This is a genomic window from Algoriphagus namhaensis (assembly GCF_042649705.1).
Taxonomy (GTDB): Bacteria; Bacteroidota; Bacteroidia; order Cytophagales; family Cyclobacteriaceae; genus Algoriphagus; species Algoriphagus namhaensis.
This window is the reverse complement of sequence record NZ_JBHRZS010000007.1, coordinates 754,193-769,821: the sequence shown is the minus strand read 5'-3', so window position 1 is coordinate 769,821 and position 15,629 is coordinate 754,193. Positions and strand designations below refer to the sequence as shown.

At 40.4% G+C, this 15,629-nt stretch carries 15 protein-coding genes; 11 read left to right on the top strand and 4 right to left on the bottom strand.

Annotated elements, in window-relative coordinates; translation table 11 throughout:
- Window positions 1–6: 6 nt before the first annotated feature.
- Together ACFOSV_RS11660 and ACFOSV_RS11655 are read right to left on the bottom strand one after the other, a co-directional pair.
- The gene (locus tag ACFOSV_RS11660) at window positions 7–1,923 is read right to left on the bottom strand and encodes a M14 family metallopeptidase (protein ID WP_377906190.1); all 1,917 of its coding nucleotides are present in this window, start codon (window positions 1,921–1,923) and stop codon (window positions 7–9) included.
- Between the two features lie 79 nt (window positions 1,924–2,002).
- Window positions 2,003–2,533 (bottom strand): hypothetical protein, encoded by a 531-nt coding sequence (locus ACFOSV_RS11655; protein ID WP_377906189.1) that lies wholly within the window; start codon window positions 2,531–2,533, stop codon window positions 2,003–2,005.
- Window positions 2,534–2,900: 367 nt separating this feature from the next.
- On the opposite strand from ACFOSV_RS11655, the gene ACFOSV_RS11650 reads away from it, so the two are divergent.
- From ACFOSV_RS11650 to ACFOSV_RS11605, 10 genes are all read left to right on the top strand, one after another.
- Window positions 2,901–3,374, top strand: a complete 474-nt coding sequence (locus tag ACFOSV_RS11650) for an Lrp/AsnC ligand binding domain-containing protein (protein WP_377907299.1) — start codon at window positions 2,901–2,903, stop codon at window positions 3,372–3,374.
- A gap of 238 nt (window positions 3,375–3,612) precedes the next feature.
- Window positions 3,613–5,058, top strand: a complete 1,446-nt coding sequence (gene sufB, locus ACFOSV_RS11645; protein ID WP_377906188.1) for a Fe-S cluster assembly protein SufB — start codon at window positions 3,613–3,615, stop codon at window positions 5,056–5,058.
- 27 nt (window positions 5,059–5,085) lie between these two features.
- Window positions 5,086–5,850, top strand: coding sequence for a Fe-S cluster assembly ATPase SufC (gene sufC / locus ACFOSV_RS11640; protein ID WP_377906187.1), 765 nt, complete (start codon window positions 5,086–5,088; stop codon window positions 5,848–5,850).
- Window positions 5,851–5,867: 17 nt separating this feature from the next.
- Window positions 5,868–7,136: a Fe-S cluster assembly protein SufD gene (sufD, locus tag ACFOSV_RS11635; protein ID WP_377906186.1), complete on the top strand. Its 1,269-nt coding sequence runs from the start codon at window positions 5,868–5,870 to the stop codon at window positions 7,134–7,136.
- Between the two features lie 7 nt (window positions 7,137–7,143).
- Complete coding sequence (locus ACFOSV_RS11630; RefSeq protein WP_377906185.1) at window positions 7,144–8,367, top strand: SufS family cysteine desulfurase; 1,224 nt, start codon at window positions 7,144–7,146, stop codon at window positions 8,365–8,367.
- Entirely contained in the window at window positions 8,364–8,795 is a 432-nt protein-coding gene (locus tag ACFOSV_RS11625) for a SufE family protein (protein WP_377906184.1), read from the top strand. The genes ACFOSV_RS11630 and ACFOSV_RS11625 overlap by 4 nt, the downstream gene beginning before the upstream one ends.
- A gap of 1 nt (window position 8,796) precedes the next feature.
- On the top strand, window positions 8,797–9,141 hold the full coding sequence (locus tag ACFOSV_RS11620; protein WP_377906183.1) for an iron-sulfur cluster assembly protein: 345 nt from the start codon (window positions 8,797–8,799) through the stop codon (window positions 9,139–9,141).
- A gap of 23 nt (window positions 9,142–9,164) precedes the next feature.
- Window positions 9,165–9,587, top strand: coding sequence for a BrxA/BrxB family bacilliredoxin (locus ACFOSV_RS11615; RefSeq protein WP_377906182.1), 423 nt, complete (start codon window positions 9,165–9,167; stop codon window positions 9,585–9,587).
- Between the two features lie 219 nt (window positions 9,588–9,806).
- The gene (locus tag ACFOSV_RS11610; RefSeq protein ID WP_377906181.1) at window positions 9,807–11,093 is read left to right on the top strand and encodes a citrate synthase; all 1,287 of its coding nucleotides are present in this window, start codon (window positions 9,807–9,809) and stop codon (window positions 11,091–11,093) included.
- A 100-nt stretch (window positions 11,094–11,193) separates the two neighbouring features.
- On the top strand, window positions 11,194–11,448 hold the full coding sequence (locus tag ACFOSV_RS11605) for an acyl-CoA-binding protein (RefSeq protein WP_377907298.1): 255 nt from the start codon (window positions 11,194–11,196) through the stop codon (window positions 11,446–11,448).
- Here ACFOSV_RS11605 and ACFOSV_RS11600 read toward each other — a convergent pair.
- Together ACFOSV_RS11600 and ACFOSV_RS11595 are read right to left on the bottom strand one after the other, a co-directional pair.
- On the bottom strand, window positions 11,445–12,443 hold the full coding sequence (locus ACFOSV_RS11600; RefSeq protein WP_377906180.1) for a bile acid:sodium symporter family protein: 999 nt from the start codon (window positions 12,441–12,443) through the stop codon (window positions 11,445–11,447). The two genes, ACFOSV_RS11605 and ACFOSV_RS11600, sit on opposite strands and share 4 nt — an antisense overlap.
- Entirely contained in the window at window positions 12,443–13,189 is a 747-nt protein-coding gene (locus tag ACFOSV_RS11595) for a TrmH family RNA methyltransferase (RefSeq protein ID WP_449224152.1), read from the bottom strand. Before ACFOSV_RS11595 ends, ACFOSV_RS11600 begins: the two co-directional genes overlap by 1 nt.
- A 19-nt stretch (window positions 13,190–13,208) precedes the next feature.
- Between ACFOSV_RS11595 and tamL the strand changes: the two genes are divergently transcribed.
- Window positions 13,209–15,629, top strand: a complete 2,421-nt coding sequence (gene tamL, locus ACFOSV_RS11590) for a translocation and assembly module lipoprotein TamL (protein WP_377906178.1) — start codon at window positions 13,209–13,211, stop codon at window positions 15,627–15,629.

Here is a 15,629-nt window from a genome sequence, read left to right as displayed (position 1 = left end):
GCTATCCTATTTTAAAATTATTTCTCTTTCATGAAGCCCTCCTCGAGTAGAGGAAAGCCTAATCTTACCTTTTATTTCTTCATTTGAATTCACTTTTACCGTAAAGCTTACGCTTTTCTGCTCGTCACGATCTGTATATCCGGAGTAGATGGTTTTATCATACAATTCAGGGGCAACAATCTGAACTATAGCCTCTTCGTATCCTTCGATTAGTTTTTTGTCGAAGACCAAAGAAACTCGATCTTCCTGTACAATTTTCACAAGCTTCGCTTGCTCCAGAGCTACTGGTAAACCGCCTACATTGGTCCAAGTGAGTGAGATGTTGAAAAGGCCATCAGCAGCCTTCTCCACTTTCACATCATCGATTTTGATTTCAGGCAATCTTTTGGCCATAGCAAGATTGAAAAGCGCCTGTTTTTTGGCCCAATCTTCAAGTTGCCATGGTGGACCATTTTGCCCAAAAAATTTGGGGTGAAACCCACCAATTTCTACTTTACCCAATTCAGGGTGATCAAATTCTTCCCAATCGCGGAAGCCATTTCCGCCATTTTCGGTTTTGTCCCAAACATAGCCATCGTAATCGTCATAGATTCCATCACCATTATAATCTTTCATGGCTCCATTATTCCATAGCTCATCTCCGTACCAAATACTTCCGTAGTAGAAATATCCAAAGTCAGGTCCATGCCCAAAAAGCGGTGAAGGCTTCAAAGGATCTCCAGTCATGCTATTCACCTTGTATCTCGTAGAGTAAGTTTCATAGACATCTCCTGCCCAAGGATACGAAGTGAATGACAAACCAAGCTCATCCATCTCCTTATATATAGCGAGGTCGCTGGGATACATGCTTTCCTCCGCTTTTGAGGTCGAAGGGGCACGAAGGTGCATCGGGACGCGAGTATCCATAGAATTAACTACTGAAATATTAGGATGACTCAGCATCCACAAAACAATACTGCGCGATTCTGGCTCACTCAAGGGATATTCCCCTGCCCCATACTGCGTATATCCTCTTCCTGTCAGGTCTCCACCTATATCTGGTCTCCAATTTTCTGGGTAATTTCTATGGAGGTCTAGTCCTCCTACTCCATCTTCATTGTAGCTGCCGTCCTTATCATTGTCTATACCTTCGGTAAAAATCAAATAATCGCCCTTACCCGGTAGCACACGCTTCATCAACTGCTCATCTGGATGCTCTGGATCGATGATAAAATTGGCTTTTTTCTTTTCTCCTTCTGTGCTAGCAAGTTTTCTGATTTGATAGATAATCCCGTCCCCATCCAAATCTTCTTCCGGGTCCTCATCAAGAAGCCCATCTCGATCATTGTCTTGTGGTTTTACAGAACTTCGATTCCTTTGGGCAGTATGCAGATATAAGTTTGAACCATCAGGATTATTCTGCGGACGCAAATAAATGGCTTTGGTATCTACCAAATGGGTGATTTCAGGGTCCTTACCATAGTTAGTCAAAATATGCTGGGTAAGCCACAAGATGGATTCACTCGACGTGATTTCACCTGAATGACGCCCTCCTTCAAAATATGCAGCAGGCTTATCTGTATCTTTTCCTGTTGACTTGTTAGTAATTGTCATTTGATAAATTGGCCTGCCTTCATAGGATTCCGCGATTTGATACAAATCCACGATATCAGGGTACTGGGCTGCCCATTTTTCATACCAGGCATACATTACATCCACGGTATGGTAATGATCGAAGGTCAGAGCATCTCCCGGCACATACTCTACTTCGGGAAATCGGTGCTTCTCGAAAAATGAGGAGCCATGTCTCTCCCCAGAAACGGTGTGAAATTTTTTGCTGGTATCCTGTTCAGTGTAAACTTTGGGTGCAGTAAAGCTCCGAACCTGAGCAGATAAGGTTCCTATGAGAACAAAGCAAAAAATAAAGGCGATGGACTTTTTCATGGTATTAAAGATTGAGCATCAAAAATACTCAAGCCTTTAATACCTGTGCGACCGTTTAAAAAAAAGCCGAGGTTAAATTCTATTTTGAAATGGTAAGTTCAAACGTCTCAAATCCATATGAATTGAACCCTGGGACAGGTTTACAGGAAGGTAATTTCCGGATCATATGATCTAATCTCTGTTCCAAACCTCTGTCCACCTCACTAACCATGTCAAACCCAGAAACACGCCCCTTCTCGTTTACATAAAGTAGAACTTTTACTTCTTCAAAAGCTCTACTCTTTTTGGTACGAAATAAAAATGGACTGTAACTATCAATCATTTCTAAGGTGTTCTCTGGCCATGCCCAATGCGACCCTAGCTCAAGTACGATTTCCTTCTCGACCTCAGTAAGTTCTTGGTATTCCACTTCATTTGCCATTGAAATTTTAGAACTCTCTGGATCGCCTGATACTTTTTTAAGGTTGAGGTTATGATATTTCCCTAAGGCACTTTCTAATGAAACCACCTCGGAATGGGTTGTTTCTTGGGAATACGCTTGGCCTAAGGTTCCTGGAAAGCCAAAAGCCATGAGTAAAAGAAAAAAAGGTGGGAAAATGGAAATTTTCATACTGCTCTTAAAATCTGATCAAAAATACAGAAAATATATTCTGAAATACAATTTTATGTATTTAAAAATTTATTGAGCAAATAAAAAAGTCTTGCTACTAGCAAGACTCTTTTCAGAATATAAACCCAAATATAACTTTAGAGATAAAAGTTCTTAAACATGAGAAAATCGGACTTTTCATGAAAATCCAAACTTTCATTTTTCAAGTCTGACCTAAAACCAAATTTAAAATCTGTCCTTGAAATGTCAGCAAAGAAAATAGATTTTAATTTTAATTACAAATTCTAGAAAAAATTTTGCAATACTTTGAACAATCCTTAATTTCCCGCTCTATTTATTATAAATCAGATAAAAGTCAGGAATGAAAGTGGACAAAAATTTAGATATCGATAATATCGACCTAAAAATCATATCTCTCCTCAACGAGGATGCTAAAACCCCATACACTGAAATTGCCAAAAAAGTCTTCGTCTCTTCTGGTACGGTCCATGTCCGGATGAAAAAATTGGAGGATATGGGAGTTGTCAAAAGTGCCACTTTAAATATTGATTTTTCAAAGCTCGGATACGACATCGCAGCATTCCTCGGAATATATCTCGAAAAAAGCTCTCTATACGATCATGTGATAGAAAAACTAAAAGAAATCCCTGAAGTGGTGAGCGCCTATTATACAACAGGGAATTATTCCATTTTCGCTAAAATCATCTGTCAGGACACAGATCACTTACGACATGTGCTCAACTCTATCCAAAAGGTAGATGGAACAGACCGAACCGAAACTTTGATCGTTTTGGAAGAAAGCATTAATAGACCAATCCAGTTCTTCGAGACCGATAAATAGTTATTTGGATTAAATCTAAATAAAATAAAATAGCACATACCGCTCCGTTATCATTCACATGAAAGGCCAATCATAAGTTGGTCTTTTCTTTTTTTTAGACTATAAATCAGGCCGAAATCCATCCTGAGATAGATTTTTTGAATTGCCAATAGATTTTTCAAAGCATGCTGAACAATTTTTTTTATGAATATGTTGTACATTCGCAGTCAAAATGTAATTAGTCTAAATAAGTCAGCACATGAGTAAGGACAATCAGATATTAGAAGAGTTTACATCCAAAGAATATGAGCACGGCTGGTCAGTCAATTATGAGGCAGACGAAGCTCCTATCGGTCTCAATGAAGAAATCATCAAGTGGATCTCAGCTAAGAAAGAAGAACCGCGGTGGCTTTTGGATTGGAGACTTAAGGCTTTTGATACTTTTCAGAAAATGACTGAGCCTGAATGGGCTAATGTTACCTATCCAAAAATCGAACTTCAAAACCTTCGATATTATTCTGCACCTAAGCAGCAGAAAAATCCTAAAAGCTTGGACGAGGTCGACCCTGAATTATTGGATATCTATAAGAGATTGGGGATTAATCTCAATGAGCAGAAGCGCCTTCAAGGTATTGCCGTCGATGCGGTTCTAGACTCAGTTTCTGTAGCTACCACTTTCAAAGGCACTCTATCTAAATTGGGAATTATCTTTTGCTCCTTCTCGGAAGCTGTAAAAGAGCATCCTGAATTGGTCAAAAAGTATTTGGGATCTGTAGTGCCAATGACAGACAACTATTACGCGGCATTAAATTCAGCAGTATTCTCCGATGGATCTTTTTGCTATATACCGAAGGGTGTCAGATGTCCTATGGAGCTATCGACTTATTTCCGAATCAATGCGGCAAACACAGGCCAGTTTGAGAGAACCTTAATTGTAGCTGAAGACGATTCCTATGTCAGCTACCTAGAAGGGTGTACTGCTCCACAACGTGACGAGAACCAACTACACGCTGCCGTAGTTGAAATCTATGCAGCGACGAATGCAGAAGTGAAATACTCTACCGTTCAAAACTGGTTCCCCGGTGATAAAAACGGAAAAGGAGGAATCTACAATTTTGTAACTAAGCGTGGACTTTGTGCTGGCGATCATTCTAAAATCTCATGGACTCAAGTTGAAACGGGTTCTGCAGTCACTTGGAAATATCCATCCTGTATACTAAAAGGAGATTATTCGATTGGTGAATTTTATTCCGTTGCCGTGACTAATAACTATCAGCAAGCAGATACGGGTACCAAGATGATCCACATCGGCAAAAACACGAAGTCAAGGATTGTATCCAAAGGAATTTCCGCAGGAAAATCTCAGAACTCCTATCGAGGTCAAGTTCAAGTGATGAAGAGAGCAGCCAATGCTCGAAACTTCTCACAGTGTGATTCCTTATTGATGGGTGATCGATGTGGCGCACATACTTTCCCTTACATAGACATCAATAATCCTACGGCGAAAGTAGAACACGAGGCAACTACTTCAAAAATCGGAGAAGATCAACTTTTCTATTGCAACCAAAGAGGTATTGCTACTGAAGATGCTGTGGCTTTGATCGTAAACGGCTATGCCAAAGAAGTACTAAATCAACTTCCAATGGAGTTTGCTGTAGAAGCACAAAAGCTTTTGGCTTTGACTCTTGAAGGAAGTGTAGGATAAAAAATTTCGAATAAAAAAGATTAAATCATGTTATCAATAAAGAATCTCCACGCCTCAATAGAAGGCACTGAAATCCTAAGAGGCATCAACCTCGAAGTAAAAGCGGGTGAAGTTCACGCGATCATGGGACCAAATGGTTCAGGTAAATCAACTTTAGCTTCGGTGCTTGCTGGTAGAGAAGAATATGAAGTAACTGAGGGCGAAGTACTTTTCAAAAATAAAGACCTGCTTGACCTTGCTCCAGAAGACCGGGCAAGAGAAGGTGTCTTTCTTGCTTTCCAATATCCGGTCGAAATCCCTGGAGTTAGTTCTACGAACTTTTTGAGAACAGCTGTAAATCAAGTGAGAGAATACCGAGGTCAGGATCCACTTGATGCAGTTAAATTTCTCACTTTGATGAAGGAGAAAATGAAGCTAGTGGAAATGGATCAAAAATTATTGAGCAGAGCGCTTAATGAAGGTTTCTCTGGTGGGGAGAAGAAAAGAAACGAGATCTTTCAAATGGCCATGCTTGAGCCTACTCTTTCCATACTAGATGAAACAGATTCTGGACTAGATATCGACGCTTTGAGAATTGTATCAAATGGGGTGAATCAATTGAAGTCTGATAAAAATGCAACAATTGTGGTAACACACTACCAAAGATTGCTTGACTACATCGTTCCTGACTTTGTGCACGTTTTGTATAAAGGCCGAATTGTTAAATCCGGAACAAAAGAGCTAGCCTTGGAACTTGAAGAAAAGGGCTACGACTGGATTAAAGAAGAAGTTGACGCTGCAGCAGCAGTATAATTAAATCTCTAACAATTATGAGCACATTGATTAGTCAACATCCCCTTGACTCTGTATTGACTTTGCCCCAAAATGGTCATCAAAAGGCAAGGGAAAAAGGACTGGAAGAATTTAAAGTACAAGGATTGCCTTCAGCCAAGGCAGAAGAGTATAAATTCACCAATCTCACCAAAAAAATCGCCCAGTCATTTGAGGAGTTGGTTTTTGGAGCTGAGTTTCAGTTAACTGCTGAGCAAGTGAAGGAGGCTACGTTTGAAGGCTTTGAGGGGTACGTTTTGGTCTTTGCCAATGGCTTCTTCCAACCCGAAGTGTCATCACAAATTGAAGGAGTTAAAGTTTCAAAGCTTTCTGAAGCTACTAATTTATCTTTAGGCTCCATTGCGAAGCCAGAAAAGGATCCATTTTGCGCATTAAATCAAGCCACTTTCCAAGAAGGTGTTTGTATTCAAATTGCAAAAAACACGCAAGTTGAGGGATCTATTCTGATTTTGAATTTCATCGATGCCACTTCTGGTAATTTCATCCAACCAAGATTTTGGATCGAAAGTGGTGATTTTGCAGAGGCAACATTTATTGAGCAACAAGTTTTACTAAATGACACACCTTACTTCTACAATGAGGTGAAGGAAATCAAAGGTGGACTGAGTTCTCATTTGAAAATCTTCAGAATTCAAAATGAAGGCAAGTCATCTATTTCGATGAGTAATATTGAAACGGACATTCAGAAAGACGCTACATTCAGTTCAGTGAATCTTTCCCTATCTGGACAGATGGTGAGAAATAATCTAAACCTGAATCTGCTTGGAAGCAATTCCGAAGGCAATATGTATGGGCTATATATGCTCAACGGGTCAACCCATGTGGATAATCACACGAACGTTGATCATACCATTCCACATGCTGAATCCAATGAATTGTATAAAGGAATTCTAACCGACAAGTCTAGAGGAGTTTTCAACGGTAAAATCTTTGTCCGTCAGGATGCACAAAAGACTAACGCATTTCAGCAAAACAACAACATTCTGCTTTCTGAGGATGCGATCGTAAACACCAAGCCACAGTTAGAGATTTGGGCAGATGACGTCAAATGCTCACATGGCTGCACCACAGGTCAGTTGGATGAAGAAGCACTTTTCTATATTCAAGCCAGAGGTATTGGTAAGGAAAAAGCCAAAGGTTTATTGCTATACGCTTTTGCCGGTGAGGTAATTGAAAATATTTCAGACGAAAGCTTCAAAAATCATTGTGTTGAGTTGATTCAAGAAAGACTTGGCACAAACTTCTAAAACCCTTATGAAATTCGATATCGAGAAAATCCGGAGTCAGTTTCCTGTACTTCATCAAGAAGTATATGGTAAACCCTTGGTTTATCTCGACAATGCAGCGACCACTCAAAAGCCACAAGTCGTACTGGACGCCATCTCAAATTATTATACCAAGGATAACTCCAACATACATCGAGGGGCACACGCCTTGGCAGATCGTGCCACTGGTTATTTTGAGGAAACAAGAGAGGCTGTTCGTGAATTTATTGGGGCCAAAGAAGCGGCTGAAATTATTTTCACTAAAGGTACTACCGAAAGTATCAACTTGGTGGCAGCTACTTTTGGTAGAAAGTTTATAAAGGAAGGTGATGAAGTAATCATCTCCACGCTGGAGCATCACTCGAACATTGTCCCATGGCAAATGCTATGTGAGGAAATGGGTGCTGAGTTGAAAATCATTCCGATAACTGATTCAGGAGAGATAGTTTTCGAAGAATTTGAAAAGCTCATCAGCCCAAAAACAAAGCTAGTGAGTGTGGTCCATGCGTCTAACGCACTAGGCACCATAAATCCTGTCAAACAAATCATCGATCTAGCCCATGCGCATGGAGCGAAAGTGATGCTGGATGGAGCTCAATCCACAAGTCACCTTCAGATTGATGTGCAGGAGTTGGACTGTGATTTTCTCGCATTTTCTGCTCACAAATTGTACGGACCGACGGGTTTGGGGGTGCTATATGGAAAGCGAGAAATACTTGAAGCCATGCCACCATTTCAAGGTGGAGGAGAAATGATCAAAGAGGTGACTTTTGAAAAGACCACCTATAATGAAATCCCTTTCAAATTTGAGGCAGGCACGCCAAATATTGGAGATGTGATCGCTTTTAAGGCTGCATTGAACTTTATCAATGACTTGGGAAAATCGGCAATTAAAGAACATGAGGACAATCTTTTGGCTTATGCTAATGAGCTAATGCTACCAATCAAAGGCTTCCAGCCTGTGGGAACAGCTAAAGAAAAAGTTAGCGTTCTTTCCTTTGGAATCAATGGAATGCATCCTTTTGATGTGGGAGTGATGCTAGACGCAAAGGGAGTAGCCGTGAGGACAGGCCATCATTGTACTCAACCTTTGATGAAAAGATTAGGTCTTGAGGGAACCGTCAGAGCCTCTTTTGCTGTTTACAACACCAAATCAGAAGTGGAAACCCTTGCTGAGGGAGTGGAAAAAATCGCTAGAATAAAGAATAAATGAGTTCAATTCAGGACATACAAGAAGAGATCATTTCAGAATTTGAAATCCTTGGAGATGACAAGGAATCTACGATTTACTATATCATGGAATTGGGTGGCAATTTGCCTGAATTTCCAGAATCGTCGAAAGTAGAAGAAAACATTATTAAAGGTTGTCAATCGAAAGTTTGGCTGACCGCTAGCGAAAGCGAAGGCAAAGTTCAGTACCAAGCAGACTCTAATACAGATATCACCAAGGGATTAATTTCCTTGTTAATTAGAGTCCTGAATAATCAAAAGCCTAGAGCCATCATTCATGCTGATTTGGACTTTATCCAAAAGATCGGAATGGGTAATATCATCGGAAGCCAACGCTCAAATGGCCTGGCTTCAATGATCCAACAAATGAAACGTTACGCTTTGGCCTTTGAAGCCAAACAAAATGTATAAAATGGAAGCAGAAAAGACAGTGGAAAACGCAGGAGGACAAATAGAAAACCTGAAAGAAAAAGTAGTTCAGGCCATCAAGCAAGTCTACGATCCAGAAATTCCTGTGGACGTGTATGAATTGGGCTTGATCTATGAAATCACAGTATATCCAGTAAATAATGTCTATTTATTGATGACTTTGACTTCTCCAAATTGTCCTTCCGCAGAGTTTATTCCATCTGAAATCAAGAATAAAATCCAGCAGATCCCAGGTATAGCCAATGTGGAAGTTGAATTAACTTTTGATCCTCCATACTCTCAGGACATGATGTCAGAGGCGGCCAAACTAGAATTAGGATTCTTATAACTGAAAATAAAAACTAAAGAGATATGTACCCAGAAGACTTAATCGCACCCATGCGTGCAGAACTTTCCAGCATAGGTTTTGAAGAGTTCAGAACAGCGGAGCAAGTGGCCAATCACTTAGGCCCAGACCATAAAGGAACCACTTTTGTGGTAGTAAATTCAGTATGTGGATGTGCAGCCGGAGCAGCAAGACCAGGCGTGAAATACGCCCTAGATCAGGCAAAAGTAAAACCAACAACCTTGGCCACAGTTTTTGCAGGCAATGACCGTGAAGCTGTAGACAAAGTGCGAGAGATTGTTTTGCCTTACCCTCCCTCCTCTCCTGCTATGGCACTTTTCAAGGATGGCGAGCTAGTGCATTTCATCGAAAGACATCACATTGAAGGTAGAAACGCTAAGATGATCGGAGATCATTTAGTTGAAGTATTCGAGCATTTTTGCGCATAATTAAAGCCCCTCGTGGGCTTTTTTAGTTTTCAAATCTTTGTTGGTCACTTCTCGTATACCCTGCAAAACCATAATCAAAGATTTGGAAAAAAATATTTTCTGCTCAGTTGAAAAGGTTTTATTTCCATCTAAACAAATGAGCATAAATTTGCTTTATGATTTTATTATCTTAGGCACCCAAGAAGAATTAATGAGAATTTCCTTTTGAAATAAAAAACTATGTCAGAAAACGCCAAATTGACCTATAACGGCCAAGAGTACGAATTTCCGGTAATCACTGGTTCAGAAAATGAATCCGCAATAGACATCGCAAAACTTCGTGGCTCCACCGGGCTAATCACCTTGGATCCTGGATTTAAAAACACAGGATCAACTTCAAGCGCCATCACTTTTTTGGATGGAGAAGAAGGCATCCTGAGATATCGAGGATACAAGATTGAAGATCTCGCTGAAAAGTCATCATTCCTTGAGGTTTCATACCTCTTAATTTATGGAGAGCTTCCTACGCAAGAGCAATACGAATCTTTTTCGAAAGAAATCACGCATCATACCTTGGTGCATGAGGATATCAAAAAAATTCTTGAGGGATTTCCAAGTAATTCACACCCAATGGGAGTTTTATCTTCCTTGATTTGCGCATTGACTGCTTTCTACCCAGACTCGCTCGCTCCAAACCGTAGTGAAGAAGAAGTAAACTTGAGCATCATTCGTTTGATCGCAAAAATGCCAACTTTCGCAGCTTGGGCATACAAGAATGAAGTAGGTCATCCAGTTAATTATCCTGACAATCGACTGGATTATTGCTCAAACTTCTTGAAAATGATGTTTGCGCTACCTGCTGAAAAGTATGACGTTGATCCAGTAATTGCTTCAGCTTTGGATAAACTCCTTATCCTTCACGCAGACCATGAGCAAAACTGCTCTACTTCTACCGTGAGAATTGTAGGATCTTCTCAAGCGAGTATTTATGCATCTATCTCAGCGGGTATCAATGCTCTTTGGGGACCACTTCATGGTGGAGCGAACCAATCTGTAATAGAAATGCTAGAAGCAATCAAAGCGGATGGTGGAGACGCCAAGAAATATCTTGACAAAGCAAAAGATAAGAATGATCCATTCCGTTTGATGGGCTTTGGACACAGAGTTTACAAAAACTTTGACCCACGAGCAAGAATCATCAAGAAAGCGGCAGATGATGTTTTGGAAAAACTTGGGGTAAATGACCCAGTTCTGGATATTGCCAAGGAACTAGAGCACTCTGCTCTTAACGATCAATACTTTATCGATAGGAAGCTTTATCCAAACGTTGATTTCTATTCAGGAATCATCTATAGAGCCTTAGGTATTCCTACTGATATGTTTACAGTGATGTTTGCCCTAGGAAGACTCCCAGGCTGGATCGCGCAATGGAAAGAAATGAGAGAAAACGGGGAGCCAATCGGAAGACCTCGTCAAGTATATGTAGGCGCTCAGGAAAGAGAATATGTTTCTATGAATCGCCGATAATCAATTTGATTTAGGACAAAAAAAGCTTCAAAATTTGGAGCTTTTTTTGTTTAAAGAGCAAATCAACCTTGATTTGCGCAGTATTTATCCCTCTAGCAACATGACTTTAGAAGAAGCAGTGAACCTGACCAAACAATTCACCCAGAAACCTAGTAACGAAGAACTACTTAAACTTTACGCCCTATACAAACAAGCTACTGAGGGTGATAATTTAGGCGAGCGCCCAGGTGGCTTTGATTTCAAAGCAGCGGCAAAATACAATGCATGGATCGCCCTCAAGGGCAAAGATAAAACTGTGGCAGAAAGCGAATACGTAGCTTTGGTTGCAAACTTAGCCACCAAATACATTTCTTAAGTGTCCTGGCTGGACATTTTCTTTTGAAAAAAACCCGCCAACAAACTTCCATAAATCAATTGCTGGATGTGAAAAATCATCACAGGTAGGATTACTATGCTCAAAACTAAAGGGTCGGAAAAAATGACTTTTCCCATTACTACCCCTTGAATCAAGGATTTTTTTGCACCGCAAAAAACTGTGGTAATCCGATCAGCCATTCCCCATCCAAGTGATTTGGCAATAAAGAATAGGAAAAATCCGATCAAAAAATATAGAAAACCTGTGACCAAGACCAGACCGAGCATTGAAGATGAACTATAACCACTAAAGACGTCATTTACGAATGCATCAGAAAAGGAAGTGTAGACTATAGCCATGATGACCGCTTGATCCACATATTTTAATTTTGAGAAGTACGGATTAAGGACTGGATACAGCCTTCGATGGAGCACAATCCCCAAAATAACAGGCAGTAGAATTTTTAGCATCAGCTGGGTAAGAATGCCTGTAAACTCTACACCGGATGTTTCGTTTCCCGTGAGCACGAGCATCCAAATGGGAGTGATAAAAACACCCAACAAACTGGAAATACTCGCATTGAAAATCGCTGCAGGTAGATTTCCCTTTGCAATATTCACTAAAACCACGGAAGCACTGACCGTGGAAGGAAGTGCTGAAAGAAACCACAAGCCTACTTTAAGGTTCCCTGTCAAAAAAGGTAAAAGTGGCATAATTAAAGTCACCACTAAAGGAAAAACCAAGTAGGTTCCTGATTGGATAAGGAGGTGCAATCGCCAATTGTAAATTCCTTTTCTGAGAGAGATGGGATCTAACTTCACACCATAGAAAAAGAAAATAAAAGAAATCCCGATGGTAGTAAAAATACCCCAAGGGATCGGTGAGTCCTTTGACCCCCATTCGGGTATAAAATATCCCAAAAAGGCCGAAAAGATTATTCCCACCAACAATCCGTTGATGCCTATTCTTCGAAGAAGTTGAATGGGGCTTGGCATTAGGTGAGTAATCGTTTCATCGTATCTGTGATCACTGCTGTCGCAATAGCCACATTGAGACTTTCAGCCACGCCAAAAGCAGGAATGGTAATTTTTTTTGTCACCATACCTTCCAACTCCTTCGAAATCCCTTTGGATTCATTTCCCATCAAGATTATTCCGGGCTGAATACTTTTGAGCTGATGTAGGTTTTCACCCTCCAAAAAAGCTCCATAAACAGGCATTTTCAGTCTTTTGAGGGCAAGACTCAAGTCCTCATACCACCAGTCAATTCTTAAAAAAGAACCCATACTCGCTTGAATCACTTTTGGGTTATACAGCTCGGCTGATTGTGGAGAAAGAATGATTTTTTTGATGCCATACCAATCAGCTATCCGAATGATCGTACCCAAATTACCGGGATCCTTCACGTCATCAAGTGCGATTGCAAGCTCATTTTCATCCAAACTTCCAACTCGCTCATCTCGCATTTTTGCAACAATCAAGGCATCTTTATTGCTCTTATAGGTGCCCAAAGACTCCAGTTGATTTTGGGTGACTTGAATCTGCTGGCCTTGAAAAGAACGAAGTTCCAGAGCATGTTTGTGGAAAAATGATTCAGTACCGACCAAAAGATGAACCGAAAAATCGGATCTGACGGTCTCAAGTACGCTTTTCTCCCCTTCTACCAGAAACATCCCTTCAATTGATCGGTATTTTTTCTGGTGCAAGGATTTTATAAACTTAACTGTATTTTTGCTAAGCATTCTGATCTATTCCCCAACATTGAAATTTTCCAAATATATACTTTTTATCGGTGGACTGATGGCTATGACAGCCTGCTCTTTAACCAAGAATCTACCCGATGGAGAGTTCGTTTTGTATGAAAATGAATTACTTGGGACAGAACTATCTGACAAAGAAGGTCTTGCGGAATTATACCGTCAGGAACCAAATACTCGAATCCCCTTAATCAATCGTTCGCTTGGAGTTTCGATCTATCGGCTTGGAAAGAGTTTTTATGACAGTGCCAAAGTGGTAGAAAAACTTGAGCGAACAAAGGAAGAAAAAAGCCTGTTGATCGCCGAGCTAGACAGTTTAGGAAATACCAAGAAATTAGTAAAGAAAGCTGAAAAGAAGGATGCGAAAATTGAGCATCTGGAAGAAAAAGCCGAGTATGGTAACCTGCTCATGCGTACAGGAAATCCTGTAACTATTTTGGACAGCGCTCTGGTCTCAGAGACAGTTACCCAGCAACAAAACTATTTAATCAATAACGGTTTTTTTGATGCCGATGTGGATTTTGAGGTGACCACCAAAAAACAAAAAGCCTATGTCAGCTTCTTGATTAATGAGAAGGAGCCCTATTTGGTGGATTCCTTTTACACCAAAAGTGAAAATCAAGATATTCTTCGACTTCTGAATAAAACCAAAAAGGAATCCTTCTTGGACACCGGTAAAATTTACACGCAGTCGGACGTAATAGCAGAAAGAGAGCGAATAGAAAAACTACTGAAAAACAACGGTTACTATACTTTTTCGAAGTCCTACATCGAATACAACGTCTTTATGGATACCCTCACCAAAAGACTCAATGTGGAGCAGCTCATCCTAAAACCCACCTTTGCAGAAAAGCATAACGCTTATACTATTGATTCGATTACTTTTACCATTGTCCCGCCTAGCGAGGATTTTGTAGATGAGAAAGTTCAACGAGAATTCGAGAATATCGATTTTAGTTTTTACAAAGAGCGCTATTCAGAACGGATCTTCGCCTCAAGGATCTTTTTCCGAGAAGGAGATTTATACAGTAGAGATGATTTTATAGAAAGTCAAAAACAACTGAATAACCTCGACCTTTTCCGCTTTTTGAACATCTCTTTTGACACGCTAGGGACCTCTTTGACTGCAAAAATCTTTAGCCAACCGAATCAAAAATATCAGCTGACAAATCAGCTTGGTCTGAGTATTACAGAGCAGCTCCCTGGTCCTTTCTTTTCAACCTCATTGAGAAATAGAAACTTCTTTAGGGCTGGAGAAATTCTTGAGTTCAACTTTAGAGCTGGTTTAGAGGGTGTAGCTTCTGCCACTGATCAAGGCGTGTATCAAAGTAGAGAACTGGGAACATCTGTATCAGTGATTTTTCCTAGGTTTTTGTTACCCTTTTATCGGACTAGCTTGCAAAAATTCGGTCGATATAATCCGAATACGAGAGCTCAATTCGGATATAATTACACCAATCGACCGGAATATACTCGAACCTCATTCAATGGACTCCTAGCTTACACCTGGGCGACCCGTAATAATCGCCAACAATTCACCATAAATGCTGCAGACATCAATTATGTTCGGACACCAAGTATTTTACCCGAATTCGTTGAGATTTTAGAGGACCTACAGGCTGAGGGAAACAACCTCATTTGGTCATTTTTGCCCTCATTCGTGAGCGCTGTATCGGCTCAAAGTATCATCAATTTTAATGAGTATGGAAACTTCAAGCAGCGAAATGCATCACTCCTGAGGCTTTTTGTAGAAAGTGGTGGTACCAGCTTAAACTTTTTTGATGTGCCTAGTAATGAGGAAGATATTGAATTCGCAAACTTCCAATGGTTGAAATTTCAGGCTGATTTTAGAAGATACTATCCCCTTGACAAGAAACAAACTCTTGCCTATCGAGCAAATTTTGGTATCGCTCAGCCATATGGTATAAGCGGAGGGATTTTACCCTACGAGAAATACTTTTTTGCTGGTGGTGGTACTAGTGTTAGGGCTTGGCAGGCAAGGAGATTGGGGCCAGGAAGTTACTCTCCTACTGTAGGCGAAAATGGTCCCTATGACTATAGAATTGAGCAGCCTGCGGAGATGATTTTTGAATCCATGTTTGAATACAGAAGGAAACTATATGGATATTTTGATATAGCCTTGTTTATAGATGTGGGTAACTCCTGGGTAATCGGGGTGGATAATGCAAGACCCGGAGCGGACTTCAGGTGGAATCGCTTCTACAAAGAACTCGCAGTAGGTACTGGAATAGGACTACGAATGGATTTTGACTTTTTGGTCGTAAGACTTGACTTGGCCACCAAAGCCATAGACCCTGCACAACCTGAGGGCAATAGATGGGTATTAGATAATATTTCTTTCCGAAAGCCTTTTGGTGTGCGTGGACAAACCGTTCTCAACTTTGGAATTGGCTATCCATTTTAA

What these genes read in the sequence shown, in the direction of transcription:
- ACFOSV_RS11595 (WP_449224152.1), bottom strand. Translation starts at nt 13,189, where the DNA reads ATGCTTAGCAAAAATACAGTTAAGTTTATAAAATCCTTGCACCAGAAA.
- sufC (WP_377906187.1), top strand. Translation starts at nt 5,086, where the DNA reads ATGTTATCAATAAAGAATCTCCACGCCTCAATAGAAGGCACTGAAATC.
- ACFOSV_RS11655 (WP_377906189.1), bottom strand. Translation starts at nt 2,533, where the DNA reads ATGAAAATTTCCATTTTCCCACCTTTTTTTCTTTTACTCATGGCTTTT.
- ACFOSV_RS11605 (WP_377907298.1), top strand. Translation starts at nt 11,194, where the DNA reads ATGACTTTAGAAGAAGCAGTGAACCTGACCAAACAATTCACCCAGAAA.
- sufB (WP_377906188.1), top strand. Translation starts at nt 3,613, where the DNA reads ATGAGTAAGGACAATCAGATATTAGAAGAGTTTACATCCAAAGAATAT.
- ACFOSV_RS11600 (WP_377906180.1), bottom strand. Translation starts at nt 12,443, where the DNA reads ATGCCAAGCCCCATTCAACTTCTTCGAAGAATAGGCATCAACGGATTG.
- ACFOSV_RS11615 (WP_377906182.1), top strand. Translation starts at nt 9,165, where the DNA reads ATGTACCCAGAAGACTTAATCGCACCCATGCGTGCAGAACTTTCCAGC.
- ACFOSV_RS11610 (WP_377906181.1), top strand. Translation starts at nt 9,807, where the DNA reads ATGTCAGAAAACGCCAAATTGACCTATAACGGCCAAGAGTACGAATTT.
- ACFOSV_RS11630 (WP_377906185.1), top strand. Translation starts at nt 7,144, where the DNA reads ATGAAATTCGATATCGAGAAAATCCGGAGTCAGTTTCCTGTACTTCAT.
- sufD (WP_377906186.1), top strand. Translation starts at nt 5,868, where the DNA reads ATGAGCACATTGATTAGTCAACATCCCCTTGACTCTGTATTGACTTTG.
- ACFOSV_RS11660 (WP_377906190.1), bottom strand. Translation starts at nt 1,923, where the DNA reads ATGAAAAAGTCCATCGCCTTTATTTTTTGCTTTGTTCTCATAGGAACC.
- ACFOSV_RS11625 (WP_377906184.1), top strand. Translation starts at nt 8,364, where the DNA reads ATGAGTTCAATTCAGGACATACAAGAAGAGATCATTTCAGAATTTGAA.
- ACFOSV_RS11620 (WP_377906183.1), top strand. Translation starts at nt 8,797, where the DNA reads ATGGAAGCAGAAAAGACAGTGGAAAACGCAGGAGGACAAATAGAAAAC.